The organism is Sulfuricystis multivorans, assembly GCF_003966565.1.
Lineage (GTDB): Bacteria > Pseudomonadota > Gammaproteobacteria > Burkholderiales > Rhodocyclaceae > Sulfuricystis > Sulfuricystis multivorans.
In genome coordinates, this window is sequence record NZ_AP018718.1 from 526977 (window position 1) to 551798 (window position 24822).

Annotated in this window: 31 protein-coding genes; all 31 read left to right on the top strand. The window is 54.7% G+C overall.

What is annotated here, in order from left to right:
* Positions 1-66 precede the first annotated feature (66 nt).
* The 31 genes from rplK to rplO all read left to right on the top strand — a co-directional run bounded on the left by rplK (position 67) and on the right by rplO (position 24821).
* A complete protein-coding gene (rplK, locus tag EL335_RS02535; RefSeq protein ID WP_126444095.1) occupies positions 67-498 on the top strand; it encodes a 50S ribosomal protein L11 in 432 nt (143 codons plus the stop codon).
* A 1-nt stretch (position 499) separates the two neighbouring features.
* Positions 500-1204 (top strand): 50S ribosomal protein L1, encoded by a 705-nt coding sequence (gene rplA / locus EL335_RS02540; RefSeq protein ID WP_126444096.1) that lies wholly within the window; start codon positions 500-502, stop codon positions 1202-1204.
* A 201-nt stretch (positions 1205-1405) separates the two neighbouring features.
* A complete protein-coding gene (gene rplJ / locus EL335_RS02545) occupies positions 1406-1930 on the top strand; it encodes a 50S ribosomal protein L10 (protein WP_126444097.1) in 525 nt (174 codons plus the stop codon).
* A gap of 39 nt (positions 1931-1969) precedes the next feature.
* The gene (rplL, locus tag EL335_RS02550; protein WP_126444098.1) at positions 1970-2353 is read left to right on the top strand and encodes a 50S ribosomal protein L7/L12; all 384 of its coding nucleotides are present in this window, start codon (positions 1970-1972) and stop codon (positions 2351-2353) included.
* A gap of 150 nt (positions 2354-2503) precedes the next feature.
* Positions 2504-6607: a DNA-directed RNA polymerase subunit beta gene (gene rpoB / locus EL335_RS02555; protein ID WP_126444099.1), complete on the top strand. Its 4104-nt coding sequence runs from the start codon at positions 2504-2506 to the stop codon at positions 6605-6607.
* 30 nt (positions 6608-6637) lie between these two features.
* The gene (rpoC, locus tag EL335_RS02560) at positions 6638-10858 is read left to right on the top strand and encodes a DNA-directed RNA polymerase subunit beta' (protein WP_126444100.1); all 4221 of its coding nucleotides are present in this window, start codon (positions 6638-6640) and stop codon (positions 10856-10858) included.
* Positions 10859-10951: 93 nt separating this feature from the next.
* Positions 10952-11329, top strand: coding sequence for a 30S ribosomal protein S12 (gene rpsL / locus EL335_RS02565; protein ID WP_126444101.1), 378 nt, complete (start codon positions 10952-10954; stop codon positions 11327-11329).
* A 32-nt stretch (positions 11330-11361) separates the two neighbouring features.
* Positions 11362-11832 carry a 30S ribosomal protein S7 gene (gene rpsG / locus EL335_RS02570; RefSeq protein WP_126444102.1) on the top strand — a complete coding sequence of 157 codons (471 nt, stop codon included), beginning with the start codon at positions 11362-11364 and terminating at the stop codon, positions 11830-11832.
* A 120-nt stretch (positions 11833-11952) separates the two neighbouring features.
* Complete coding sequence (gene fusA / locus EL335_RS02575; RefSeq protein ID WP_126444103.1) at positions 11953-14046, top strand: elongation factor G; 2094 nt, start codon at positions 11953-11955, stop codon at positions 14044-14046.
* Between the two features lie 24 nt (positions 14047-14070).
* Positions 14071-15261, top strand: coding sequence for an elongation factor Tu (gene tuf, locus EL335_RS02580; RefSeq protein WP_126444092.1), 1191 nt, complete (start codon positions 14071-14073; stop codon positions 15259-15261).
* Between the two features lie 85 nt (positions 15262-15346).
* Positions 15347-15658, top strand: a complete 312-nt coding sequence (rpsJ, locus tag EL335_RS02585) for a 30S ribosomal protein S10 (protein WP_126444104.1) — start codon at positions 15347-15349, stop codon at positions 15656-15658.
* A gap of 79 nt (positions 15659-15737) precedes the next feature.
* Positions 15738-16391 carry a 50S ribosomal protein L3 gene (gene rplC, locus EL335_RS02590; protein WP_126444105.1) on the top strand — a complete coding sequence of 218 codons (654 nt, stop codon included), beginning with the start codon at positions 15738-15740 and terminating at the stop codon, positions 16389-16391.
* 9 nt (positions 16392-16400) lie between these two features.
* Positions 16401-17021, top strand: a complete 621-nt coding sequence (gene rplD / locus EL335_RS02595) for a 50S ribosomal protein L4 (RefSeq protein WP_126444106.1) — start codon at positions 16401-16403, stop codon at positions 17019-17021.
* Complete coding sequence (rplW, locus tag EL335_RS02600; protein WP_126444107.1) at positions 17018-17332, top strand: 50S ribosomal protein L23; 315 nt, start codon at positions 17018-17020, stop codon at positions 17330-17332. Before rplD ends, rplW begins: the two co-directional genes overlap by 4 nt.
* Positions 17332-18159, top strand: a complete 828-nt coding sequence (gene rplB, locus EL335_RS02605) for a 50S ribosomal protein L2 (RefSeq protein WP_126444108.1) — start codon at positions 17332-17334, stop codon at positions 18157-18159. The genes rplW and rplB overlap by 1 nt, the downstream gene beginning before the upstream one ends.
* A 13-nt stretch (positions 18160-18172) precedes the next feature.
* Positions 18173-18451 carry a 30S ribosomal protein S19 gene (rpsS, locus tag EL335_RS02610; protein ID WP_126444109.1) on the top strand — a complete coding sequence of 93 codons (279 nt, stop codon included), beginning with the start codon at positions 18173-18175 and terminating at the stop codon, positions 18449-18451.
* A 12-nt stretch (positions 18452-18463) separates the two neighbouring features.
* Positions 18464-18793 (top strand): 50S ribosomal protein L22, encoded by a 330-nt coding sequence (gene rplV, locus EL335_RS02615; RefSeq protein ID WP_126444110.1) that lies wholly within the window; start codon positions 18464-18466, stop codon positions 18791-18793.
* Positions 18794-18802: 9 nt separating this feature from the next.
* A complete protein-coding gene (gene rpsC / locus EL335_RS02620) occupies positions 18803-19684 on the top strand; it encodes a 30S ribosomal protein S3 (RefSeq protein ID WP_126444111.1) in 882 nt (293 codons plus the stop codon).
* 5 nt (positions 19685-19689) lie between these two features.
* Complete coding sequence (rplP, locus tag EL335_RS02625; RefSeq protein ID WP_126444112.1) at positions 19690-20103, top strand: 50S ribosomal protein L16; 414 nt, start codon at positions 19690-19692, stop codon at positions 20101-20103.
* Between the two features lie 3 nt (positions 20104-20106).
* Positions 20107-20301, top strand: coding sequence for a 50S ribosomal protein L29 (gene rpmC, locus EL335_RS02630; RefSeq protein WP_126444113.1), 195 nt, complete (start codon positions 20107-20109; stop codon positions 20299-20301).
* Positions 20298-20567, top strand: coding sequence for a 30S ribosomal protein S17 (gene rpsQ, locus EL335_RS02635; protein ID WP_126444114.1), 270 nt, complete (start codon positions 20298-20300; stop codon positions 20565-20567). Before rpmC ends, rpsQ begins: the two co-directional genes overlap by 4 nt.
* A 149-nt stretch (positions 20568-20716) precedes the next feature.
* Positions 20717-21085 (top strand): 50S ribosomal protein L14, encoded by a 369-nt coding sequence (gene rplN, locus EL335_RS02640; RefSeq protein WP_126444115.1) that lies wholly within the window; start codon positions 20717-20719, stop codon positions 21083-21085.
* A 29-nt stretch (positions 21086-21114) separates the two neighbouring features.
* Entirely contained in the window at positions 21115-21432 is a 318-nt protein-coding gene (rplX, locus tag EL335_RS02645) for a 50S ribosomal protein L24 (protein ID WP_126444116.1), read from the top strand.
* Between the two features lie 10 nt (positions 21433-21442).
* Positions 21443-21985: a 50S ribosomal protein L5 gene (rplE, locus tag EL335_RS02650; RefSeq protein ID WP_126444117.1), complete on the top strand. Its 543-nt coding sequence runs from the start codon at positions 21443-21445 to the stop codon at positions 21983-21985.
* A 7-nt stretch (positions 21986-21992) separates the two neighbouring features.
* Positions 21993-22298 carry a 30S ribosomal protein S14 gene (gene rpsN / locus EL335_RS02655; RefSeq protein ID WP_126444118.1) on the top strand — a complete coding sequence of 102 codons (306 nt, stop codon included), beginning with the start codon at positions 21993-21995 and terminating at the stop codon, positions 22296-22298.
* A 10-nt stretch (positions 22299-22308) separates the two neighbouring features.
* On the top strand, positions 22309-22704 hold the full coding sequence (gene rpsH, locus EL335_RS02660; protein ID WP_126444119.1) for a 30S ribosomal protein S8: 396 nt from the start codon (positions 22309-22311) through the stop codon (positions 22702-22704).
* A 10-nt stretch (positions 22705-22714) separates the two neighbouring features.
* Positions 22715-23248 carry a 50S ribosomal protein L6 gene (rplF, locus tag EL335_RS02665; protein ID WP_126444120.1) on the top strand — a complete coding sequence of 178 codons (534 nt, stop codon included), beginning with the start codon at positions 22715-22717 and terminating at the stop codon, positions 23246-23248.
* 31 nt (positions 23249-23279) lie between these two features.
* The gene (gene rplR / locus EL335_RS02670) at positions 23280-23633 is read left to right on the top strand and encodes a 50S ribosomal protein L18 (RefSeq protein ID WP_126444121.1); all 354 of its coding nucleotides are present in this window, start codon (positions 23280-23282) and stop codon (positions 23631-23633) included.
* A 21-nt stretch (positions 23634-23654) separates the two neighbouring features.
* Positions 23655-24185, top strand: a complete 531-nt coding sequence (gene rpsE / locus EL335_RS02675) for a 30S ribosomal protein S5 (RefSeq protein ID WP_126444122.1) — start codon at positions 23655-23657, stop codon at positions 24183-24185.
* Between the two features lie 2 nt (positions 24186-24187).
* Positions 24188-24370 (top strand): 50S ribosomal protein L30, encoded by a 183-nt coding sequence (gene rpmD, locus EL335_RS02680; RefSeq protein ID WP_126444123.1) that lies wholly within the window; start codon positions 24188-24190, stop codon positions 24368-24370.
* 4 nt (positions 24371-24374) lie between these two features.
* Positions 24375-24821 (top strand): 50S ribosomal protein L15, encoded by a 447-nt coding sequence (rplO, locus tag EL335_RS02685; RefSeq protein ID WP_126444124.1) that lies wholly within the window; start codon positions 24375-24377, stop codon positions 24819-24821.
* Position 24822: the final 1 nt, after the last annotated feature.

The following is a 24822-nucleotide window of genomic DNA, read 5'->3' on the forward strand; positions in this document are numbered from 1 at the left end:
ATCTGCGGCAGGAGGAGCGTTGCCAACAGGCGATGCGTTATCACTCACTCACAGGAGTAAGCAAACATGGCGAAGAAAATCGTCGGCTACATCAAGCTGCAAGTGCCGGCCGGCAAGGCGAACCCCTCGCCGCCAATCGGTCCCGCGCTCGGCCAGCGCGGTCTCAACATCATGGAATTCTGCAAGGCCTTCAATGCCCAGACCCAAGGGCTGGAGCCTGGCCTGCCAATCCCCGTGGTGATTACCGCTTATGCGGACAAGTCCTTTACCTTCGTAATGAAGACGCCGCCGGCAACGGTTTTGATCAAGAAGGCGGCTGGTGTCCAGAAGGGTTCTGCGAAGCCGCACACTGACAAGGTCGGCAAGATCACTCGTGCGCAAGCCGAGGAAATCGCGAAAACAAAAATGAAGGATCTGACTGCCGCCGACATGGAGGCGGCAGTACGTACCATCGCGGGTTCCGCCCGCAGTATGGGTATTACCGTGGAGGGCGTGTGACATGGCAAGGCATTCCAAGCGTGTACGGGCATTGCGTGCCAAAATCGATCGCAGCAAGAGCTATCCCTTGACGGAAGCGTTGTCGCTGGTCAAAGAAAATGCCACGGCAAAGTTCAACGAGTCGATCGACGTCGCAGTGAATCTGGGTGTGGATGCGAAGAAATCCGACCAGGTCGTGCGCGGCTCCGTCGTCCTACCTGCCGGGACGGGAAAAACGGTGCGTGTTGCGGTATTCGCGCAGGGCGCCAAGGCAGAGGAGGCCCGTGCCGCGGGTGCGGACATCGTCGGCTTCGACGACTTGGCCGCCACTGTAAAGTCCGGCACGATCGATTTCGATGTCTGCATCGCCACCCCGGATGCAATGAAAGTGGTTGGCCAACTAGGCCAGATTCTCGGTCCGCGCGGCTTGATGCCGAACCCTAAGGTGGGCACCGTGACCATGGATGTCGCAACGGCCGTCAAGAATGCCAAGGCGGGCCAGGTGCAGTATCGCACCGACAAGGCCGGCATCGTGATGTGCACCATCGGTCGGGCATCGTTCACAGTCGAACAATTACAGCAGAACATGGCTGCACTGATCGAAGCTCTCAACAAAGCCAAGCCGGCTGCCGCCAAGGGGCAATATTTGAAGAAGGTTTCCGTGTCCTCGACCATGGGGCCTGGTGTGCGAGTCGATCAGGCGTCTTTGGCGGGGGTTCAGACATAAAGACTTTGGGCCGTTGCCCGTCGGTTTGAGGGCAACGGGTTATCAAAGACCGCAGGTGTTCGCAAGAATTTAATCGCCGGCAGTTTTGCCGGCGGCCTGCGCAGATGGCGTAACCCGAAGGCAGGAATGCAGATTCCTGAATGAAGGTCGCCGTATCGCCGCCAACGGTATCCGCTGGCGGAGTTAGCAAAGGAGTTGACCATGGGTCTCAATCTTGAAGACAAGAAGGCGGTCGTTGCCGAAGTGTCTGCCGTAGTGGCAGGCGCCCAGTCGATCATCGTCGCCGAGTACCGTGGTCTCGAGGTGGGGGATATCACCGCCCTGCGTGCCGATGCACGTAAGGCGGGTGTGTATCTGCGTGTGCTGAAAAACACCCTGGTGCGCCGTGCCGTCGCTGGTACGCCGTTCGAGGGGCTTGCCGAAAAAATGGTCGGCCCGCTGATCTATGGGATTTCCAAAGATCCGGTTGCTGCGGCCAAGCTATTGCATGATTTCGGCAAAAGCAACCCGAAACTCGTCGTCAAGGCGGGTGCCATGCCGAATTACGTCATGGATGCGGAAGGTGTCAAGGCGCTCGCCTCGATGCCCAGCCGCGACGAGTTGTTGGCCAAGTTGCTCGGCACCATGCAGGCACCGATCGCCCAGTTCGTCCGCACCCTCAACGAAATCCCGACGAAGTTCGTCCGGGGGCTCGCTGCGGTGCGCGACGCCAAAGAGGCTGCGTAATCGTTTCATTGAACCAATTTTCATTCAGGAGTCATTATCATGGCTGTTAGCAAAGCTGAAATCCTCGATGCCATCGCTGGCATGACCGTTCTGGAACTTTCCGAACTGATCAAGGAAATGGAAGAAAAATTCGGTGTTTCTGCCGCTGCGACCGCCGTCGCCGTGGCGGCTCCGGCCGCCGGCGGTGCTGCTGCTCCGGCTGCCGAAGAAAAGACCGAATTTACCGTCGTGCTGCAGGCCGCAGGCGAAAAGAAGGTCGAAGTCATCAAGGTCGTGCGTGCCGCGACTGGTCTTGGTCTCAAGGAAGCCAAGGATCTCGTCGATGGTGCTCCGAAGCCGGTCAAAGAAGGCATTCCAAAGGCCGATGCCGAGGCGCTCAAGAAGCAGCTGGAAGACGCTGGCGCGAAGGTCGAAATCAAGTAATTGTCTTTGCGTCATGGGCTGGCCACCAACTGGGCGGCCAGCCCTTTCGCATTGGATTTTCAGAACACAACGAATGTCAGCGATAGGTTTCAGCGAACAGCCATCCTGCCGCGGTTGGCTGCCCCCTGAATCCTGACAGACGGAGCGAACATGGCCTACTCGTACACCGAGAAAAAGCGTATCCGCAAAAGCTTCGCAAAGCGTGCGAACGTACTGAACGTTCCATTCTTGCTGGCGACCCAACTGGAATCGTATACAGAGTTTCTGCAGGCGGATGTCCCGCCTGCGAAACGCAAGGATCAAGGGCTGCAGGCCGCCTTCAGTTCGATCTTCCCGATCGTCGCACATTCCGGGGGCGCGCGTCTGGAGTTCGTCGAATATCGTCTTGGAGAGCCGCCATTCGACGTCAAGGAATGTCAACAGCGCGGTCTGACGTTCGCTTCTCCACTGCGTGCCAAGGTGCGCCTCGTGATTCTCGATCGCGAGAGCAGTACCGAGAAGGTCAAGGAGGTCAAGGAGCAAGAAGTGTACATGGGCGAAATCCCGCTCATGACCTCGACGGGATCCTTCGTGATCAACGGTACTGAAAGAGTCATCGTCTCTCAGTTGCACCGTTCGCCCGGTGTGTTCTTCGAGCATGACAAGGGCAAGACCCATAGTTCCGGGAAGCTGCTGTTCTCCGCTCGCATCATTCCCTATCGTGGTTCCTGGCTCGATTTCGAGTTCGATCCGAAGGATCTGCTTTACTTCCGCGTCGACCGTCGTCGCAAAATGCCGGCGACGATCCTGCTCAAGGCGATCGGCATGACCGCAGAGCAGATCTTGGCGACTTTCTTCGAAATGGATACTTTCCATCTCGGGAAAAAAGGCATCCAGTTCGAGGTGGTTCCAGAACGACTGCGCGGCGAGATTGCCAAATTCGACATTCATGACAAAAGCGGTAAAGTGCTGGTTGCCAAGGACAAGCGCATCACCGCAAAGCATATCCGCGAGTTGGCCGACGCCGGGATCAAAAAACTTGCCGTGCCGGAGGAGTTTCTGCTTGGCCGGGTGGTGGCTCAGAACATCGTCGATCCGACGACGGGAGAAATCCTGGCCAACGCCAACGACGAAATCACCGAGAGCCTGCTAGCCAAGCTGCTGGAAGCAGGCATAGAGACTCTGCAAACTCTCTATATCAACGACCTCGACCGCGGCCCGTACATTTCCCAGACGCTGCGTATCGATGAAACCGCCGATCAGTGGGCTGCGCGGGTGGCGATCTATCGCATGATGCGGCCGGGAGAACCACCCACGGAAGATGCCGTCGAGGCTCTCTTCCATGGTTTGTTTTTCTCCGAAGAGCGTTATGACCTTTCGGCCGTTGGCCGCATGAAATTCAACCGTCGCGTGGGTCGCGAAGAGGTTACTGGTTCCAGCGTGCTTTCCAATCAAGACATCATCGATGTCGTGCGCATTCTCATCGAATTGCGCAATGGCCGCGGTGAGGTCGATGACATCGATCACCTGGGCAACCGGCGTGTCCGTTCAGTTGGCGAGCTTGCCGAGAACCAGTTCCGGGCCGGTTTGGTACGGGTCGAACGCGCGGTCAAGGAAAGGTTGAACCAGGCCGAATCCGAAAACCTGATGCCGCACGATTTGATCAACGCCAAGCCGATCAGCGCGGCGATCAAGGAATTCTTCGGTTCGAGCCAGTTGTCTCAGTTCATGGATCAGACCAACCCGCTCTCCGAGATCACTCATAAGCGGCGCGTTTCCGCACTCGGGCCCGGAGGTTTGACGCGCGAGCGTGCAGGCTTCGAGGTGCGCGATGTGCATCCGACCCACTATGGTCGCGTTTGTCCGATCGAGACGCCAGAGGGACCGAACATCGGTCTGATCAATTCGCTGGCTTTGTATGCTCGCACGAATGAATATGGATTCCTGGAAACCCCTTATCGCAAGGTTGTCGACGGGCGAGTGACGAGTGAGATCGAATATCTCTCTGCGATCGAGGAAGGCAAGTTCGTCATTGCGCAGGCGAATGCGCAACTCGACAAGGATGGCCGACTCCTCGACGAGCTGGTTTCTTGCCGTTACAAGGGCGAATTCGAGCTCAAGGAAGCATCGGAGGTCCAGTACATGGACGTTGCGCCAGGGCAAATCGTCTCCGTGGCAGCGTCGCTGATCCCATTCCTCGAACACGACGATGCAAACCGGGCTTTGATGGGCGCCAACATGCAGCGGCAGGCAGTGCCTTGCCTGCGGCCGGAAAAACCTCTCGTCGGCACAGGTCTGGAACGCACCGTGGCGGTCGACTCGGGTACCGCGGTACAGGCATTGCGCGGTGGCGTGGTCGATTACGTCGATGCCAATCGGATCGTCGTTCGTGTCAATGACGAAGAAACGGTTCCCGGTGAGGTGGGGGTCGATATTTACAACCTGATCAAATACACCCGCTCCAATCAGAACACCAACATCAACCAGCGACCGATCGTCAAAGTAGGTGACGTCATTGAAAAAGGTGATGTGGTCGCAGATGGAGCTTCCACCGATCTCGGCGAACTGGCGCTCGGTCAGAACATGCTGGTGGCTTTCATGCCATGGAATGGCTACAACTTCGAGGACTCGATCTTGATTTCCGAGCGGGTGGTGGCCGAGGACCGTTTCACATCGATCCATATCGAGGAGCTCACGGTCGTTGCCCGCGATACGAAATTGGGTCCGGAGGAAATCACTCGCGACATTGCTACTTTGGGAGAGGCACAACTGTCGCGCCTGGACGATTCCGGCATCGTGTATATCGGCGCCGAAGTCGAGGCGGGTGATGTCCTGGTCGGTAAGGTGACGCCGAAGGGCGAAACGCAACTCACCCCTGAAGAGAAGCTGCTACGAGCCATCTTTGGTGAGAAGGCTTCCGATGTGAAGGACACCAGCCTGCGCGTGCCATCCGGTATGGCAGGGACCGTGATCGACGTCCAAGTCTTTACGCGCGAGGGCATTGAACGCGACAAGCGAGCCCAATCGATCATCGATGACCAGTTGAAGAGCTACAAGCTCGACCTGGCTGATCAGATGCGCATCGTCGAGCGCGATACCTTTGCACGGATCGAGCGGCTGCTGGTTGGCAAGATCGCGAACAAGGGCCCGAAAAAGTTAGCCAAGGGAACCAAGATCACCAAGGAATATCTGGCTAGTCTCGAGCATTATCATTGGTTCGACATCAGTCTAGCGGACGAAGAAGCACAGCAGCAACTCGAGAGTCTGCGCGACAGTCTGGAGCAGACACGCAAGGATTTTGACATTGCCTACGAAGCCAAGAAGAAAAAGCTGACGCAAGGTGATGAACTACCGCCAGGTGTCCAAAAAATGGTCAAGGTCTATCTGGCGGTCAAGCGCAGATTGCAGCCAGGCGACAAAATGGCCGGGCGGCATGGCAACAAGGGCGTTGTTTCCCGCATCGTGCCGGTCGAAGACATGCCTTACATGGAAGATGGCACCCCAGTTGACATCGTGCTCAATCCACTCGGTGTGCCCTCACGGATGAACATCGGGCAGATTCTCGAAGTCCATTTGGGGTGGGCTGCCAAAGGGCTTGGCGACAGGATCAATGCCATGCTGCAACGTCAGGCTACGGCAGCAGAGGTGCGCAAAATACTCAAGCAGATATATGACGTTTCTGGACACGATATGAGGATTGGTAGCTTGAGCGATGACGAGATTCTCGAACTAGCAAACAATCTGAAGAGTGGGGTGCCTTTTGCGACCCCTGTCTTCGATGGTTGTAAGGAAGAGGAAATTCGCGCCATGCTCGATCTCGCCTACCCGGACGAGGTTGCCAAGTCTCTCAGCCTGACAGAGACGAAAACACAAGCTCGCCTCTATGACGGCCGCACGGGCGAAGCTTTCGAGCGCCCAGTCACTGTCGGTTACATGCACGTCCTCAAGCTGCATCACCTGGTTGACGACAAGATGCATGCCCGTTCAACCGGCCCCTATAGCCTGGTCACCCAACAGCCGCTCGGTGGCAAGGCACAGTTCGGCGGTCAGCGCTTTGGTGAAATGGAAGTATGGGCGCTGGAGGCCTATGGCGCCGCCTATACGCTACAAGAAATGCTGACCGTGAAGTCGGATGACGTTACCGGTCGCACAAAAGTTTATGAAAATATCGTCAAGGGCGAACACAAAATTGACGCCGGCATGCCAGAATCCTTCAATGTGTTGGTGAAGGAAATTCGTTCTCTGGCAATCGACATCGACCTTGAACGTTACTGATCACCTTCGATCCGCGACAGGAGTTAACCCATGAAAGCATTGCTCGATCTGTTCAAGCAAGTCACGCCGGAGGAGGAGTTCGACGCGATCACCATCAGCCTGGCATCGCCCGAAAAAATCCGCAGCTGGTCGTATGGTGAAGTAAAAAAGCCGGAAACCATCAACTACCGGACCTTCAAGCCAGAGCGCGATGGTTTGTTCTGCGCCAAGATCTTCGGCCCTGTCAAGGACTATGAGTGCCTGTGCGGAAAATACAAGCGGCTCAAGCATCGTGGCGTGATATGTGAAAAATGTGGTGTCGAGGTTACCCAGGCTAAAGTGCGCCGCGAACGTATGGGGCACATCGAATTGGCTTCACCAGTCGCCCATATCTGGTTCTTGAAGAGTCTGCCGAGTCGGCTCGGGATGGTGCTCGACATGACGCTACGCGATATCGAGCGGGTTCTCTATTTCGAGGCTTACGTGGTCGTCGACCCAGGCATGACCCCCCTCACCCGCGGGCAATTGCTGAGCGAGGACGACTACTTGGCTAAGGTCGAGGAGTATGGCGATGAATTCACGGCCATGATGGGAGCGGAAGGCGTGCGTGAATTACTCCGCACCCTCGATCTGGCACATGAAATAGAAACCTTGCGCCGCGAGCTGGAAGCGACCGGGTCCGAAGCGAAAATCAAGAAATTCGCCAAGCGCTTGAAAATCCTCGAAGCCTTCCAGCAGTCTGGCATCAAACCGGAATGGATGATCCTCGACGTGCTGCCCGTCTTGCCGCCGGATTTACGGCCACTGGTGCCACTGGACGGTGGGCGTTTTGCGACCTCGGATCTCAATGACCTGTATCGTCGAGTCATCAATCGTAATAACCGCCTGAAGCGTCTGCTGGAATTGAAGGCGCCAGACATCATTGTGCGCAATGAAAAGCGCATGCTGCAAGAGGCTGTCGATTCACTGCTCGACAATGGCCGACGGGGTAAGGCAATGACGGGCGCTAACAAACGACCGCTCAAATCGTTAGCCGATATGATCAAAGGTAAAGGTGGTCGCTTCCGTCAAAACCTTCTGGGTAAGCGTGTGGACTATTCCGGACGCTCGGTGATCGTGGTTGGCCCACAGCTCAAGCTGCACCAGTGCGGACTGCCGAAGAAGATGGCGCTCGAACTTTTCAAACCTTTCATTTTCGAACGGCTCGAAAAGATGGGTATCGCCAGCACGATCAAGGCTGCCAAAAAAGAAGTCGAAAACGAAACGCCGGTCGTTTGGGATATTCTTGAAGAGGTCATCCGTGAACATCCTGTTCTACTCAACCGTGCGCCGACTCTGCACCGGCTGGGCATTCAGGCATTCGAACCGGTGCTGATCGAAGGTAAGGCGATCCAGCTTCACCCGCTGGTATGTACTGCCTTCAATGCCGACTTCGACGGCGACCAAATGGCTGTCCACGTACCCCTATCGCTCGAGGCGCAGGTGGAAGCACGCGTTCTGATGCTGTCTTCGAACAATATTCTGTCGCCTGCCAACGGGGCACCGATCATCGTGCCTTCACAGGATGTGGTGCTTGGTCTCTATTATGCGACGCGGGAGAATGCAGCAGCGCGTGGAACGGGAATGAGTTTTGCCGACATAGCTGAAGTGTCTAGGGCAGTAGATTTGCGCCAGGTGGATCTGCATGCACGTATCTCGGTCCGTATTCGTGAGTATGAGCGTAACGGTGACGCTTGGATCGAGAAAATGACGCGCTATTCAACAACCGCTGGGCGAGCGCTGCTTTCGGAGATTCTTCCCAAAGGCTTGCCATTCAGGATTATTGACAAGCCTCTCAAGAAAAAAGAAATCTCCAAGCTCATCGATGAGAGTTTCCGGCGTTGCGGACTGAAAGAAACCGTGATTTTTGCGGATAAATTGATGCAGATGGGTTTCCGTCTTGCCACTCGCGGAGGCATCTCCATCTCCATCGATGACATGCTGGTCCCGCCCCAGAAGCAGAGCATCATCGAGGCTGCCGAGGCCGAAGTCAAGGAAATCGAGAAACAATACACCTCGGGTCTCGTCACGGTGGGCGAACGTTACAACAAGGTAGTGGACATCTGGGGGCGTGCTGGCGATCAAGTCGCAAAAGCGATGATGGATCAACTCCAGCAAGAAAAAGTCGTCGATCCAAGCGGGAAAGAGGTCGTACAGGATTCTTTCAACTCGATCTACATGATGGCCGACTCCGGGGCGCGGGGTTCTGCTGCTCAGATTCGCCAGCTGGCCGGTATGCGTGGATTGATGGCTAAGCCAGATGGCTCGATCATTGAGACACCGATCACGACGAACTTCCGGGAAGGACTCAACGTCCTTCAGTACTTTATCTCTACCCACGGCGCGCGCAAAGGCCTTGCTGACACTGCCTTGAAAACGGCGAACTCTGGTTATTTGACACGCCGTCTGGTGGACGTGACACAAGATCTCGTCGTTACCGAGGAGGACTGTGGAACTGCACAAGGCTTCGTGATGAAGGCGCTGGTCGAAGGTGGCGAAGTCGTCGAACCTTTGCGTGAACGAATCCTCGGTCGTGTGGCTGCTGTTGATGTGGTCAATCCGGAAAATCAGGAAGTGTTGTTTGCGGCTGGAACGCTGCTTGACGAAGATGCCGTCGATACGATCGAGCAGCTGGGGATCGACGAGGTCACGGTACGCACGCCACTTACTTGCGAAACGCGCTATGGATTGTGTGCCAAGTGCTATGGCCGAGATCTTGGGCGAGGCTCTTTGGTGAATGTTGGCGAGGCCGTTGGTGTGATTGCGGCGCAGTCGATTGGTGAGCCGGGAACTCAGCTGACGATGCGTACATTCCACGTCGGTGGTGCGGCATCCCGAGCCGCAGCGCAAAGCCAGATTGAAGCAAAGAGTGCGGGAATCGTACGCTTCTCGGCAACCATGCGTTATGTGACCAACCCGAAGGGCGAGAAGATCGTCATTGCCCGCTCGGCCGAGGTCATGATCATCGATGGCAATGGTCGCGAGCGGGAACGCCACAAGGTACCGTACGGCGCCTTGCTGCTGGTCGAGGACGGCGCACAGGTCAAAGCAGGCACACAGCTGGCGACATGGGATCCTCACACCCGACCGATTGTCACTGAATACTCCGGAACCGTGCGTTTTGAAAACGTCGAGAAGGGCGTTACCGTTGCCGAGCAGATGGACGAAGTCACCGGACTATCGACGCTCGTGGTGATCGATCCGAAGCGCGGCGGCAAGGCCCAAGCGAAAGGGCTGCGCCCGCAAGTCAAACTGCTTGACGAAAATGGCCAGGAAGTCAAGATTCATGGTACCGATCATGCCGTCGCCATTACCTTCCAGATCGGCTCCATCATTACGGTCAAAGATGGTCAAACTGTAAGCGTTGGTGATGTGCTGGCGCGCATCCCTCAGGAATCCGTCAAGACACGCGACATCACCGGTGGTTTGCCCCGAGTGGCCGAGCTGTTCGAGGCGCGCTCACCCAAGGATGCCGGCATGCTGGCGGAGGTCACCGGCACCGTGTCATTCGGCAAGGATACCAAGGGCAAGCAGCGCTTGATGATCACGGAGCTGGATGGCACCACACATGAATACCTGATCCCGAAAGACAGACATGTGATGGCGCACGATGGTCAAGTTGTCAATAAGGGCGAAGTGATCGTCGATGGCCCGGTTGATCCTCATGACATTCTTCGACTGAAGGGTGTGGAGGAACTCGCCAGGTACATCATTGACGAAGTCCAGGATGTGTATCGCCTGCAAGGTGTCAAGATCAACGACAAGCACATCGAGGTCATTGTGAGGCAAATGTTGCGGCGCGTGGTGATCACCGAACCTGGGGATTCCCGTTTTATTCGAGAAGAGCAAGTCGAGCGCTCGGAGGTCTTGGAAGAAAACGACAAACTCATTGCTGCCGGCAAGAAGCCAGCCGAGTTTCAGCATATGCTGCTGGGCATCACGAAGGCCAGTTTGTCGACCGATTCGTTCATTTCTGCCGCATCTTTCCAGGAAACCACCCGTGTATTGACCGAAGCGGCCATCATGGGCAAGCGGGATGAATTGCGCGGGCTGAAAGAGAACGTGATCGTCGGTCGCCTCATCCCGGCGGGGACCGGTCTGGCATATCACCGTACTCGCCGCATGCAGAGTGCCGCGAATGCAGTAGAGGAGACAGAGCGACAAAGGATTTTTGCAGGGGCGGAGAAGCTGTCGGGATCGCTTGCCGATATCGGCGGACAGTTGACGCCGTGAAAGGGTCCTAATACAATCCCGCCTCTTTTTAGAATTGACTCCGCTGGATAGCGGCAGCCAATTTGGCCGAATCATGAATCAGGAACGATAGTTATGCCGACAATTAATCAGCTTGTGCGCAAGCCGCGGCAAGCAGAAAAAACAAAAAGCAAGGTGCCTGCCCTGGGTGGCTGTCCGGCCAAGAGGGGAGTTTGCACCCGGGTCTATACGACGACGCCGAAAAAACCTAATTCGGCACTTCGCAAAGTGGCAAAGGTGCGTCTGACGAATGGTTTTGAGGTGATTTCCTACATCGGTGGAGAGGGGCATAACCTTCAGGAGCACTCGGTCGTTTTGATACGCGGCGGCCGTGTCAAGGATCTCCCTGGCGTGCGTTACCACATCGTACGTGGCAGTTTGGATACCCAGGGAGTCAAAGACAGGAAGCAGGCTCGCTCGAAGTATGGCGCCAAGCGGCCGAAAAAAGCCTAATCAGGCAATTCGCTAGCTAGAAAGGTTCTAACATGCCTCGTCGTAGAGAAGTACCCAAGCGCGACATTCTGCCCGATCCGAAATTTGGCAATGTCGAGGTTTCCAAGTTCGTGAATGTCATCATGACGAGCGGCAAGAAGTCTGTTGCCGAAAGGATTGTATATGGTGCATTCGGTGTGATTTCGCAAAAAAGCGGCAAGGATCCGATCGAGGTGTTCACCGCGGCAATCAACAACGTCAAGCCGGTCGTCGAAGTCAAGAGCCGGCGTGTGGGCGGTGCAAACTATCAGGTTCCGGTCGAAGTCAGGCCCTCGCGTCGGCTCGCGCTCTCGATGCGTTGGATTCGAGAAGCAGCGCGCAAGCGCAGTGAAAAATCTATGGACCTTCGTCTCGCCAGTGAATTGATTGAAGCGGCTGAAGGGCGCGGCGCGGCAATGAAAAAGCGCGAAGAGGTCCATCGCATGGCAGAGGCCAACAAGGCCTTTTCTCATTTCCGTTTTTGATCAAGGAGTGAGCCGCATGCCGCCTTCGGCGGCATGCGGCTATCAAAATTTCTTGCGTCGAAAGATCATAACGCAGGCAAAGACGTTCCGTCAGTTATTAGAGAAAGACAGGTAAATCAAGTGGCCCGCAAGACACCCATTGAGCGCTATCGCAACATCGGTATTTCTGCGCACATAGATGCAGGAAAAACCACCACCACCGAGCGTATCTTGTTCTATACCGGCGTCAACCACAAGATTGGCGAGGTGCATGATGGTGCGGCGACGATGGATTGGATGGAACAGGAGCAGGAGCGCGGGATCACCATCACATCCGCTGCGACCACATGTTTTTGGAAAGGTATGGCCTCCAATTTTCCGGAGCATCGCATCAATATCATCGATACTCCTGGCCACGTCGACTTCACCATCGAGGTCGAGCGTTCGATGCGCGTGCTCGATGGTGCCTGCATGGTTTATTGTGCTGTCGGTGGTGTTCAGCCGCAGTCCGAAACCGTGTGGCGGCAGGCCAATAAGTATGGTGTGCCCCGCCTCGCCTTCGTAAACAAAATGGACCGCACCGGCGCCAATTTCTTTCGGGTTTATGAGCAGATGCGTGAGCGTCTCAAGGCAAATCCTGTACCGATTCAGGTGCCGATCGGTGCCGAAGAGAAATTCGAAGGAGTCGTTGATCTCGTCAAGATGAAGGCTATTGTCTGGGATGAAGCCTCGTTGGGCACAAAATTTTCCTATGGGGAAATCCCGGCTGATCTTCTCGAAACCTGTAAGACATGGCGCGAAAAGATGCTCGAAGCTGCGGCCGAGGCATCAGAAGAGTTGATGAACAAGTACCTCGAAGAAGGTGACCTGCCAGAAGAGGATATCAAGAGAGCGTTGCGTCAACGCACCATTGCGGGTGAAATCGTGCCAATGCTGTGCGGTTCTGCCTTCAAGAATAAAGGCGTTCAAGCCATGCTGGATGCGGTCGTCGAATATTTGCCCGCACCGACCGACATTCCCCCGGTTCGAGGGATTCTGGAGGATGGTTCTGAAGGCGAGCGCAAAGCATCAGATGATGAGCCCTTCGCGGCTTTGGCTTTCAAGATCATGACTGACCCTTTCGTGGGCCAGCTTACTTTCTTCCGGGTTTATTCGGGCGTGATCAACTCCGGGGATACGGTCTACAACCCGGTGAAGGGGCGCAAGGAGCGCATTGGACGTATTTTGCAAATGCATGCCAATCAGCGCGAGGAGATCAAAGAAGTCCGTGCGGGAGACATTGCTGCAGCCGTAGGCCTGAAGGAGGCAACAACTGGGGAAACTTTGTGTGCTCTCGATAAAGTGATTACATTGGAGCGCATGGAGTTTCCAGAGCCCGTCATCCACATTGCTGTCGAACCGAAGACCAAGGCAGACCAGGAAAAGATGGGTATTGCTTTGAGCCGTCTTGCTCAAGAAGATCCTTCGTTCCGTGTTCGTACGGACGAGGAGTCGGGTCAGACGATCATCTCCGGTATGGGCGAGTTGCATCTCGAGATCATCGTCGATCGGATGCGGCGAGAGTTCAATGTCGAAGCCAACATTGGAGCGCCGCAGGTTGCTTACCGTGAAGCGGTGCGTAAGGCTGTCGAGCAAGAAGGAAAATTCGTCAAACAGTCTGGTGGGCGGGGTCAGTATGGCCATGTTTGGATCAAACTCGAACCCAATGAGCCAGGCAAGGGGTACGAGTTTATTGATGCCATCAAAGGCGGCGTGGTGCCCCGTGAATACATTCCTGCAGTCGATAAGGGAATTCAGGAGACTCTTCCCAATGGTGTCCTGGCTGGCTTCCCGGTCGTTGATGTGAAGGTTACCTTGTTCGATGGTTCCTATCACGACGTCGATTCGAATGAAAATGCCTTTAAGATGGCTGCATCAATGGCATTCAAAGATGCCATGCGCAAGGCCAATCCGGTGCTGCTCGAGCCCATGATGTCCGTTGAGGTCGAGACCCCTGAAGAATATATGGGCAATGTAATGGGAGATCTTTCCGGGCGGCGCGGCATGGTGCAGGGCATGGAAGATTTGCCCGGAGGCATCAAAATCATCAAAGCAGAGGTGCCGTTGGCAGAAATGTTCGGTTACTCGACACAGCTGCGTTCTCTGACACAAGGACGTGCTACTTATACAATGGAATTCAAGCATTACAGCGAGGCTCCGAAAAACGTCGCCGAAGCGATCATCAACAAAAAATAACCTTGTTCTTTAAAGGAAGAAATCATGGCAAAAGGAAAGTTTGAGCGTACGAAGCCGCACGTGAATGTGGGGACGATTGGGCACGTGGATCATGGCAAGACCACGTTGACGGCGGCGATTACGACGATATTGGCGTCGAAGTTTGGTGGAGAGGCGAAGAAATATGATGAGATTGATGCGGCGCCGGAAGAGAAGGCGCGGGGCATCACCATCAACACGGCGCACGTTGAGTACGAGACGGCGAACCGACACTACGCACACGTTGACTGTCCGGGCCATGCGGACTACGTGAAGAACATGATCACTGGGGCGGCGCAGATGGACGGTGCGATTTTGGTGGTATCGGCGGCGGACGGTCCGATGCCGCAGACCCGCGAGCACATCCTGCTGGCGCGTCAAGTGGGCGTGCCGTACATCATTGTGTTTCTGAACAAATGCGACATGGTGGATGATCCTGAGCTGCTTGAGCTGGTTGAAATGGAAGTGCGCGAGCTGCTCAGCAAGTACGATTTTCCGGGCGACGAAGTGCCGATCATCAAAGGTTCGGCGCTGAAAGCGATGGAAGGCGACAAAGGCGAGCTGGGGGAGCAGGCGATCCTGAAGCTGGCGGAAGCGCTGGACAGCTACATTCCGACGCCGGAGCGTGCCATTGACAAGCCGTTTTTGATGCCGATCGAAGACGTCTTCTCGATCTCTGGGCGAGGCACGGTCGTCACGGGTCGGGTCGAGCGTGGTGTCATCAAAGTGGGTGATGAAATCGAAATCGTCGGCATTCGGCCGACCATCAAGACCACCTGCACGGGAGTGGAAATGTTCCGCAAGCTGCTCGACCAAGGGCAAGCGGGGGACAACGTTGGCGTGCTGCTGCGCGGCACCAAGCGGGAAGAAGTCGAGCGGGGCCAAGTGTTGGCCAAGCCGGGCACGATCACCCCGCACACGCACTTCACGGCGGAAGTGTATGTGCTGTCGAAGGACGAAGGTGGGCGGCACACGCCGTTCTTCAATGGCTATCGTCCGCAGTTTTACTTCCGCACGACGGACGTGACGGGGGCGGTGGAACTGCCGGCGGGGGTTGAGATGGTGATGCCGGGGGACAACGTGCAGATGACGGTGAAGCTGATTGCGCCGATCGCGATGGAAGAAGGTCTGCGCTTCGCGATCCGCGAAGGCGGCCGCACCGTCGGCGCCGGCGTCGTCGCGAAAATCATCGAGTAAGTATTGCTTTTTGAGCGAAAGGGCGGGATAATCCCGCCCTTCGTTTTGAGTCTCAAGAGACTCATTGTTCTTTAAGGATTGCTACATGCAAAACCAAAAAATTCGTATCCGCTTGAAGGCTTTTGATTATCGTTTGATCGATCAGTCTGCGCTGGAAATCGTGGATACTGCTAAACGTACGGGTGCGGTAGTTCGTGGCCCTGTTCCGCTCCCGACGCGGATCGAGCGCTTCAATATTCTGCGCTCTCCTCATGTCAATAAGACATCTCGCGACCAATTCGAAATCCGTACGCATTTGCGCCTGATGGACATCATTGATCCGACGGACAAAACCGTTGATGCTTTGATGAAGCTGGATCTTCCGGCGGGTGTTGATGTGGAAATCAAGTTGCAATAAGCGGTGTGTATGGCCCTCAATGTCGAGGGCTGATGTGTTGTAGTTGCCGGCCAATCGTAGTCGGATATAGGAGAATAAAATGAGCTTAGGCCTTGTTGGACGCAAGGTCGGTATGACGCGCCTCTTTACAGAGGATGGCTCTACCGTTCCAGTAACGGTGCTCGACGTATCGAGCAATCGGATCGCACAGATCAAAAAACCAGAATCTGACGGCTACTTGGCCGTTCAGATCGCATTTGGCAAGCGTAGGGCTTCCCGTGTCAAGAAGCCGGCGATCGGTCACTTTGCCAAAGCGGGTATTGAGGCGGCGGCATCGCTCACCGAGTTTCGCATCGACGCTACGCAAGAGACCGAGTTCAAGCTTGGCGATCCGGTAGATGTTTCCATCTTTTCGGTTGGTCAGCGGGTGGATGTTTCCGGTGTTTCCATCGGTAAGGGATTCTCGGGTTCAATCAAACGCCACAACTTCAGTTCGAATCGTGCGTCTCATGGCAACTCGGTGTCGCATAACTCTCCAGGTTCGATTTCTATGGCGCAGGATCCAGGACGTGTATTCCCTGGGAAGCGTATGGCTGGTCATTTGGGCAATACTCGCAGAACCGTACAGAATCTCGAGGTGGTTCGTGTCGATGCGAATCGTCAACTGTTGATGCTCAAGGGTGCAGTCCCGGGGGCTCGAGGTAGCCAGGTCGTTGTTCGTCCCGCAGTCAAGGCGCAATCGTCTTCAAAGTAAGAGGTCCCTATGGAACTTAAGGTCATTAACGAAGAGGGGCAAGCCAGCGCTAGGATGAACGCCTCGGACGGGCTTTTTGCCCGTGATTACAATGAGCCATTGGTGCATCAGCTAGTCGTGGCTTATCAGGCCAATGCGCGTTCCGGCAATCGGGCACAATTGAATCGTGCCGAGGTTAGGCATAGCACGAAGAAACCATGGCGGCAAAAAGGGACCGGTCGTGCCCGCGCAGGGATGACTTCCAGCCCGCTGTGGCGTGGTGGCGGCAGAATATTTCCGAATAGCCCGGAAGAAAACTTTACACAGAAAATCAATCGGAAAATGTACCGGGCTGGGCTAGCCACAATCCTATCGCAACTAGTGCGTGAGGACCGTCTCGCCATCATTGAGGAGTTTCATGTAGGCGCCCCGAAAACAAGGTTGGTCGCTGAAAAGCTCAAAAAAATGGGTCTCGATTCGGTCCTCCTCGTGACGGATGATCTCAACGAAAATTTGATGCTTGCCACTCGTAATTTGCCCAATGTGCTGGTTCTGGAACCCAGGCAGGCAGACCTATTGTCGCTGATCCGTTTCCCGAAGGTCCTGATGACAAAGGGTGCAGTATCTAAACTTGAGGAGATGTTCGGATGAGCAAGCCAGGATTTAGCCAAGAGCGATTGATGCAGGTGTTATTGGCGCCTCAGATCTCGGAAAAGGCGACCATGCTCGCGGACAAAGCAAATCAAGTCGTTTTCGTCGTTGCTCCTGATGCGACCAAACCTGAAATCAAGGCTGCGGTCGAGATGTTGTTCAAGGTCAAGGTTGATGGTGTGCAGGTGGCCAATGCCAAGGGGAAAGTAAAGCGCTTTGGACGGCTGATCGGACGACGTGGCAACGTCCGGAAGGCGTTCGTCTCGCTTATGCCCGGTCAGGAAATCAATTTTGCGGAGGGAATTGCGTAATGGCCATCGTCAAAGTCAAACCGACATCTGCCGGACGACGGGCTCTCGTCAAAATTGTCAACCCCGAACTTTACAAAGGCTCTTCTCACCCAGGCTTGACCGAAAAGAAGACGAGTAAGGCGGGGCGAAATAATCACGGCCATATTACGACGCGCCATCAAGGTGGTGGTCACAAGCAGCATTACCGAGTCATTGATTTCAAACGCAATAAGGATGGAGTCATTGCGAAGGTTGAACGCTTGGAATATGACCCCAATCGCTCAGCAAATATTGCATTGCTTTGTTATGCGGATGGCGAAAGGCGCTACATCATCGCTCCGAGAGGTTTATCGGTTGGCCAAGAAGTGGTGAGCGGTCCTGAGGCTACGATCAAGCCCGGAAATGCGCTGCCGATTCGCAATATCCCTGTCGGCAGCACGATACACTGTATAGAGTTGATGCCTGGCAAGGGCGCGCAGATGGCACGTGCTGCGGGTTCCTCGGCTCAATTGTTGGCTAGAGAGGGTGCCTACGCGCAAGTACGATTACGTTCCGGCGAGATCCGGCGCGTACATATCGATTGCCGAGCCACCATTGGCGAAGTCGGCAATGAGGAGCACAACCTGCGCAAGCTCGGCAAAGCTGGTGCAAGTCGTTGGCGCGGTATTCGGCCGACTGTAAGGGGTGTTGCCATGAACCCGATAGATCATCCCCATGGTGGTGGCGAGGGGCGAACCGGCGAAGGGCGAGTTCCGGTCAGCCCATGGGGCCAGCCCACGAAGGGCTATCGAACACGAACGAACAAGCGCACAGACAACATGATTGTCCAGCGCCGTTACAAGCGATAAGAGGTGTAAATAAATGGCACGTTCCATCAAAAAAGGGCCTTTCGTCGATGATCATCTGCTCAAGAAGGTTGAAGCCGCGCGTGCTTCGAATGACAAGCGGCCGATTAAGACGTGGTCACGGCGCTCGACGATCCTGCCAGAATTTATCGGACTGACGATCGCTGTGCATAACGGGAAGCAGCATATCCCGATATATGTTTCAGAAAATATGATCGGACATAAGCTGGGCGAGTTTGCCGTTACCCGCACTTTCAAAGGGCACGCGGCGGGTAAGAAGGCAGCCAAGAAGTAAAGGAATACGACAATGGAAACGAATGCGGTATTACGGGGGGTGCGGCTTTCCGCACAGAAGGGGCGGCTCGTTGCTGATCTCGTGCGCGGAAAAACCGTCGAACACGCGCTGAACATTCTTGCCTACACACCCAAAAAAGGTGCGGCCATTGTCAAAAAAGTGCTCGAATCTGCCATCGCCAACGCGGAACACAACGATGGAGCTGATATCGATGCATTGAAGGTGACTCGTATCCACGTTGAGCAGGGACCGGTATTGAAGCGTTTTACTGCTCGTGCCAAGGGGCGTGGAAATCGGATCAGCAAACAGACGTGTCACATTTATGTGACAGTGGGAGACTAAGGAACGCTCATGGGACAAAAAATTCATCCAACCGGGTTTCGACTCTCTGTCACGCGCGATTGGTCATCCCGCTGGTTTGCTAATTCAAAAGCATTTCCTGGGATGCTCCGTGAAGACATCGCTGTCCGTGACTATATTAGAAAAAAACTAGCACATGCATCCGTAGGGCGGGTGGTCATTGAGCGCCCGGCGAAAAATGCTCGAGTGACCGTGCATAGCGCACGCCCAGGCGTTGTCATCGGAAAGAAAGGCGAGGACATCGAGTTGCTCAAGCGCGACCTGCAGAATCGGATGGGCGTCCCTGTTCATGTAAGTATCGAAGAGATACGCAAGCCCGAGATCGATGCCCAACTGATCGCGGATTCCATTTCCCAACAGCTTGAAAAACGTATCATGTTCCGCCGGGCGATGAAGCGAGCGATGCAAAATGCCATGCGATTAGGAGCTCAGGGTATCAAGATCATGAGCTCCGGTCGATTGAACGGTGCCGAGATCGCCCGCACCGAATGGTATCGTGAAGGCCGTGTGCCGCTCCATACGTTGCGAGCACAAATCGATTATGGTTTTTCAGAAGCAAAAACCACTTATGGTGTCATCGGCATCAAGGTTTGGGTTTTCAAAGGTGAAACAACCGGACGCGAAGAAACGGTCACCCCTCCGGCTCCTCAGGAACGGCAAGATGAGCCTGCAAAGCGACCGAAGCGTTCTGTCAGAGCTTCCTCGAGCGCTGCTGATGGAGAAACGAAGCCAGCTGCATCGAAGATGCAAAAGAAATCTGAAGCCGCCCAATCGGAAGTCAAGCCTGGTCAGGATTCACCCAAGCCGACGGCCAAACGAGTCAGGAAGACCGCTGCCGGTCAGCCTGTCGCAGGCAAAGGTGCGAAGGAGTAACTCAAATGCTGCAACCAGCACGTAGAAAATACCGCAAGGAACACAAAGGCCGGAATACTGGCCTGGCTTCACGTGGCGCCAAAGTAAGTTTTGGTGAATATGGTCTGAAAGCCGTTGGCCGTGGCCGACTTACTGCGAGGCAGATCGAAGCGGCCCGCCGTGCAATGACTCGCCATATCAAGCGGGGTGGGCGGATCTGGATCAGAATCTTTCCTGACAAGCCCATTTCGAAGAAACCAGCCGAGGTGCGCATGGGTAACGGCAAGGGGAACCCTGAATATTGGGTTGCTGAAATTCAGCCTGGCAAGGTCCTTTACGAAATGGATGGAGTCGACGAGGCGTTGGCCAGAGAAGCGTTTGCCCTAGCTGCCGCAAAGCTCCCGGTATCTACCACCTTCGTAACACGACACTTGGGATAAGCAATGAAAGCCGGTGAATTGAGGATGAAGAGCGAAGAAGAACTTCGCAAGGAACTGATCGAGCTTCGGAAAGCGCAATTTTCTCTGCGCATGCAGTTGGCTACTCAGCAGTCCAACAACACCGCACAGCTCGGTAAGCTGCGTAAGGATGTTGCACGTATTAAGACGATCCTGTGTGAAAGGGCTGCAGGCAAATGATCGAAACGAACAAGCCAATGCGTCGCACGCTGGAAGGCCGGGTTGTAAGCGACAAAATGCAAAAAACCGTGACCGTGCTCATCGAACGGCGCGTTAAACATCCGGTGATAGGCAAGGTGATTACCCGTTCGAAGAAGTATCATGCCCATGTCGAGGGATTGACGGTGTCTGCTGGGGATCTGGTACAGATTGAAGAATGTGCGCCAATCTCAAAAACGAAGGCCTGGCGTGTCAGCAAGGTTATTCAAAGAGCCGCTGAGGTATAGCGATATTTGTTGACACATTGGGAAAGGTAGTTATAATTCCGCTCCTTTCTCGACTCCCGGGGCGTCTCCCGGTTCTAGTTCCCCAAACTAGCTGCGGGGTCCAAAACTGACTGCACATTGGTTTTGTGCAGGAAAAGTTGGAGTACAACATGATTCAAATGCAAACCCGGCTGGATGTGGCCGACAATACGGGCGCACGCTCGGTGATGTGTATCAAGGTGATGGGTGGATCAAAGCGCCGTTATGCCGGAATCGGTGACATCATCAAAGTCAGTGTCAAAGATGCGGCGCCGCGTGGTCGCGTAAAGAAGGGCGAAGTCTATAGTGCTGTGGTCGTCAGGACCGCCAAGGGTGTTCGGCGTCAGGATGGTTCCTTGATTAGGTTCGACAATAATGCGGCGGTGCTGCTGAATAACAAACTCGAGCCCATCGGGACGCGCATTTTTGGACCTGTCACTCGCGAACTTCGTACCGAGCGTTTCATGAAGATTGTTTCGCTTGCCCCGGAAGTCCTGTGATCTGGCTTTGGGGATGGGAGCGTAAAAATATGGAAAAGATTCGTAAAGGCGATGAGGTGATCGTCATCGCGGGACGAGATAAAGGCAAGAGAGGTACTGTTTTGCGGTGCGTCACAGAGGATCGCCTGATCGTTGGTGGCGTCAATCGTGTCAAGAAGCACTTGCGTCCAAATCCGATGAAAGGTCAGGTGGGCGGTATCGTTGAAAAAGAAATGCCCATCCATGTATCGAATGTGGCTTTGTTCAATCCGGCCACACAGAAAGCCGATCGAGTGGGTTTCAAGGTGCTGGAAGACGGTGCCAAGGTAAGGATATTCAAATCTACCGGCGAATTAGTAAAGGCGTAAGGAAGAACCTATGGCGCGCTTGCAAGAATTCTATCGAAAAGAAGTCGTTCCGCAGCTCAGGGAGCAGTTTAAATACGCCTCAATGATGGAGGTGCCACGGATAACCAAGATAACGCTGAACATGGGTGTCGGCGAGGCTGTGGCTGATAAAAAGGTTCTCGAAAACGCGGTGGCCGACATGACGAAGATCGCGGGACAAAAGCCAGTGGTAACCAAAGCGAGGAAGGCGATTGCCGGATTCAAGATTCGTGAGGGTTATCCGATCGGCTGCATGGTGACGCTGCGACGGGCCCGAATGTATGAGTTTCTCGACAGACTCATCAATATTGCCATCCCGAGAATCCGCGACTTTCGCGGAGTTCCCGGCAATAAGGGTTTCGATGGAAGAGGCAATTACAACATTGGCGTCAGAGAACAGATCATTTTCCCGGAAATCGAATATGACAAGATCGATGCGCTGCGGGGGATGAATATCAGCATTACCACGACAGCCAAATCCGATGCGGAGGCAAAGGCTTTGCTTTCGGCATTCAAATTCCCGTTCAAGAATTGAGTGACTCATGGCGAAACTTGCACTAAAAAATCGTGAAGCGAAGCGGGCCCAGCTGGTGGACAAATATGCGGCCAAGCGTGCTGAATTGAAGGCGATCATCAGTGATGCCAAGCTTAGTGACGAAGAGCGTATGCAGGCTCGGCTGAAGCTTCAGTCGTTGCCCCGTAATTCGAGTCCGGTAAGGCAGCGTAATCGCTGTGTGCTGACCGGGCGTCCCCGTGGCGTGTTTAGAAAGTTCGGTTTGTGTCGCAATAAACTCCGGGATATCGCCATGCGGGGGGAGGTGCCGGGTATGATCAAGGCGAGTTGGTGAGGAGTCGATTATGAGCATGACTGATCCGATCGCCGATATGCTGACGCGTATTCGGAATGGACAGATGGCTGAAAAACTTTCTGTCACGATGCCCTCTTCGAAAATCAAGGAAGCAATTGCCAGGGTGCTTCTCGATGAGGGTTATATCGAAGAATTTGCCGTCCGAAAGGATGGCGTCAAATCAGAGTTGGACATCAAGTTGAAGTACTACGCTGGCCGACCTGTTATCGAGCGATTGGAACGTGTCTCACGCCCGGGCCTGCGCGTGTATCGTGGCAAACAGGATCTGCCCAAGGTGATGAATGGATTGGGAATTGCCATCGTCTCTACACCCAAGGGCGTGATGACAGATCGCAAAGCGCGCAGCGTCAATGTCGGCGGCGAAGTGCTTTGCATCGTGGCGTAAGGAGTAGTGTATGTCTCGTGTCGCCAAAAATCCGGTAACTCTCCCCAAGGGCGTAGAAGTGCTTTTGTCGGGAGATCAGATTACAGTCAAAGGACCGCTGGGCTCGCTATCCCATTTTGTATTGCCTTCCGTCGAGGTGAAGTTGGAAGATGGCAGTCTCAAGTGTTCTGCGCTGAAAGACAAACCCGATGCATCTGCGATGTCGGGAACGATGCGTGCTCTATTGAACAATATGGTGATTGGTGTCACCAAGGGGTTCGAGAAGAAGCTGACCATGGTCGGTGTGGGTTACAAGGCACAAGCGCAAGGTAACAAGCTCAATCTTTCTTTGGGCTTCTCCCATCCAGTTCTGCATGAGATGCCGAATGGTATCAAGGTCGAAACGCCGACCCAAACCGAAATCATCATAAAAGGAATCGACAAGCAGTTGGTTGGACAAGTGGCTGCTGAATTGCGCGCCTACCGCTCACCCGAACCTTACAAGGGTAAGGGCATCCGTTATGCGGATGAGGTTGTGACCATCAAGGAGACCAAGAAGAAGTGATTCTTCTGGTCGCAGATATTAAGGACTTTTCATGAACAAGAAAGAATCTCGCCTGCGCAGGGCGCGCAAAACCCGCGCCAAGATTGCGGAGTTGAAGATTGCGCGTTTATGCGTCCACCGCTCCAATTGCCATATTTATGCCCAGGTTTATTCTGGGAGCGGCAATCAGGTTCTCGCTGCGGCATCGTCCTTGGAGCCCGAAATGCGTGCGGCAATACCCAATGGCGGTAATGTCGAAGCGGCAAAAGCAGTGGGCAAACTGATTGCCGAGCGCGCCTTGGCCAAGGGTGTCCAAGAGGTGGCATTTGATCGTTCTGGATTCAAATATCATGGGCGCGTCAAGGCACTGGCTGAGGCTGCGCGTGAAAGCGGACTCAAGTTCTAATGTCGGTTGAAAGAGCGAAAAATGGCAAAACCGCAGAGTAAAAAACAGCAGCAGGCTAGCGAAGAGAGAGATGATGGCTTGCGCGAGAAAATGGTATCGATCAATCGTGTCACGAAAGTCGTCAAAGGTGGACGAATTCTTGGCTTCGCTGCACTGACGGTGGTTGGCGATGGTGATGGCGGGATTGGGATGGGGAAAGGTAAAGCACGTGAGGTCCCCGTCGCCGTACAAAAGGCAATGGATGAGGCCCGTCGTAAGCTAGCCAAGATCAGTCTCAATCGGGGAACACTTCATCACCCAGTGATAGGCAAGCACGGCGCAACTACTGTGCTGATGTCACCCGCTGCTCCTGGCACGGGCGTTATTGCTGGCGGGCCGATGCGCGCAGTGTTTGAGGTAATGGGTGTGACGGATGTCGTGGCAAAGGCGATTGGATCGACCAATCCGTATAACCTCGTGCGCGCCACGATCAAGGGGCTGGTGGCTATGAATTCTCCCGCAGAGATTGCCGCAAAGCGCGGTAAATCGGTTCAGGAAATCCTGGAGGCCTGACCATGAGCGAAAAGACGATCAGGGTCAAGCTGATTAGAAGCTTGATCGGAACAAAGCAAGATCACCGTGCAACGGTGCGCGGGCTTGGTCTCAGTCGCCTCAATCAAATCAGGGAGCTTCAAAACACCCCCGCAATTCGAGGGATGCTCAAGAAAGTCGCCTATTTGGTCAAGTGTGAAGGATAATCGGATGCGTCTCAACAACCTGAAACCGGCCGAAGGGGCCAAGCATACGGGCAAACGGGTTGGCCGTGGAATCGGTAGCGGTCTTGGTAAAACTGCAGGTCGCGGACACAAAGGCCAGAAATCTCGTGCAGGCGGATTTCACAAAGTTGGCTTCGAAGGCGGTCAAATGCCGCTCCAGCGACGTTTGCCGAAGCGTGGTTTTAAATCCCTCACTGCGGGAAAACATGCCGAGATTCGTTTGTCCGAGCTTGAGCGGCTTCCGGTAGAGGAAGTCGATTTGTTGACACTGATGCAAGCTGGGATCATTCCTTACGGCAGTCTTTCAGCGAAAGTGATTCTTTCCGGGGAACTGACTCGCAAGGTAAATCTGAAAGGTGTTGGAGCTACCAGGGGCGCGCGTGCGGCAATTGAGGCGGTTGGTGGAAGTGTTATAGACATCGCAGCTGCCTGAA

Coding starts and splice junctions, on each gene's coding strand:
- rplK (WP_126444095.1), top strand. CDS start 67: ATGGCGAAGAAAATCGTCGGCTACATCAAGCTGCAAGTGCCGGCCGGC.
- rplA (WP_126444096.1), top strand. CDS start 500: ATGGCAAGGCATTCCAAGCGTGTACGGGCATTGCGTGCCAAAATCGAT.
- rplJ (WP_126444097.1), top strand. CDS start 1,406: ATGGGTCTCAATCTTGAAGACAAGAAGGCGGTCGTTGCCGAAGTGTCT.
- rplL (WP_126444098.1), top strand. CDS start 1,970: ATGGCTGTTAGCAAAGCTGAAATCCTCGATGCCATCGCTGGCATGACC.
- rpoB (WP_126444099.1), top strand. CDS start 2,504: ATGGCCTACTCGTACACCGAGAAAAAGCGTATCCGCAAAAGCTTCGCA.
- rpoC (WP_126444100.1), top strand. CDS start 6,638: ATGAAAGCATTGCTCGATCTGTTCAAGCAAGTCACGCCGGAGGAGGAG.
- rpsL (WP_126444101.1), top strand. CDS start 10,952: ATGCCGACAATTAATCAGCTTGTGCGCAAGCCGCGGCAAGCAGAAAAA.
- rpsG (WP_126444102.1), top strand. CDS start 11,362: ATGCCTCGTCGTAGAGAAGTACCCAAGCGCGACATTCTGCCCGATCCG.
- tuf (WP_126444092.1), top strand. CDS start 14,071: ATGGCAAAAGGAAAGTTTGAGCGTACGAAGCCGCACGTGAATGTGGGG.
- rpsJ (WP_126444104.1), top strand. CDS start 15,347: ATGCAAAACCAAAAAATTCGTATCCGCTTGAAGGCTTTTGATTATCGT.
- rplC (WP_126444105.1), top strand. CDS start 15,738: ATGAGCTTAGGCCTTGTTGGACGCAAGGTCGGTATGACGCGCCTCTTT.
- rplD (WP_126444106.1), top strand. CDS start 16,401: ATGGAACTTAAGGTCATTAACGAAGAGGGGCAAGCCAGCGCTAGGATG.
- rplW (WP_126444107.1), top strand. CDS start 17,018: ATGAGCAAGCCAGGATTTAGCCAAGAGCGATTGATGCAGGTGTTATTG.
- rplB (WP_126444108.1), top strand. CDS start 17,332: ATGGCCATCGTCAAAGTCAAACCGACATCTGCCGGACGACGGGCTCTC.
- rpsS (WP_126444109.1), top strand. CDS start 18,173: ATGGCACGTTCCATCAAAAAAGGGCCTTTCGTCGATGATCATCTGCTC.
- rplV (WP_126444110.1), top strand. CDS start 18,464: ATGGAAACGAATGCGGTATTACGGGGGGTGCGGCTTTCCGCACAGAAG.
- rpsC (WP_126444111.1), top strand. CDS start 18,803: ATGGGACAAAAAATTCATCCAACCGGGTTTCGACTCTCTGTCACGCGC.
- rplP (WP_126444112.1), top strand. CDS start 19,690: ATGCTGCAACCAGCACGTAGAAAATACCGCAAGGAACACAAAGGCCGG.
- rpmC (WP_126444113.1), top strand. CDS start 20,107: ATGAAAGCCGGTGAATTGAGGATGAAGAGCGAAGAAGAACTTCGCAAG.
- rpsQ (WP_126444114.1), top strand. CDS start 20,298: ATGATCGAAACGAACAAGCCAATGCGTCGCACGCTGGAAGGCCGGGTT.
- rplN (WP_126444115.1), top strand. CDS start 20,717: ATGATTCAAATGCAAACCCGGCTGGATGTGGCCGACAATACGGGCGCA.
- rplX (WP_126444116.1), top strand. CDS start 21,115: ATGGAAAAGATTCGTAAAGGCGATGAGGTGATCGTCATCGCGGGACGA.
- rplE (WP_126444117.1), top strand. CDS start 21,443: ATGGCGCGCTTGCAAGAATTCTATCGAAAAGAAGTCGTTCCGCAGCTC.
- rpsN (WP_126444118.1), top strand. CDS start 21,993: ATGGCGAAACTTGCACTAAAAAATCGTGAAGCGAAGCGGGCCCAGCTG.
- rpsH (WP_126444119.1), top strand. CDS start 22,309: ATGAGCATGACTGATCCGATCGCCGATATGCTGACGCGTATTCGGAAT.
- rplF (WP_126444120.1), top strand. CDS start 22,715: ATGTCTCGTGTCGCCAAAAATCCGGTAACTCTCCCCAAGGGCGTAGAA.
- rplR (WP_126444121.1), top strand. CDS start 23,280: ATGAACAAGAAAGAATCTCGCCTGCGCAGGGCGCGCAAAACCCGCGCC.
- rpsE (WP_126444122.1), top strand. CDS start 23,655: ATGGCAAAACCGCAGAGTAAAAAACAGCAGCAGGCTAGCGAAGAGAGA.
- rpmD (WP_126444123.1), top strand. CDS start 24,188: ATGAGCGAAAAGACGATCAGGGTCAAGCTGATTAGAAGCTTGATCGGA.
- rplO (WP_126444124.1), top strand. CDS start 24,375: ATGCGTCTCAACAACCTGAAACCGGCCGAAGGGGCCAAGCATACGGGC.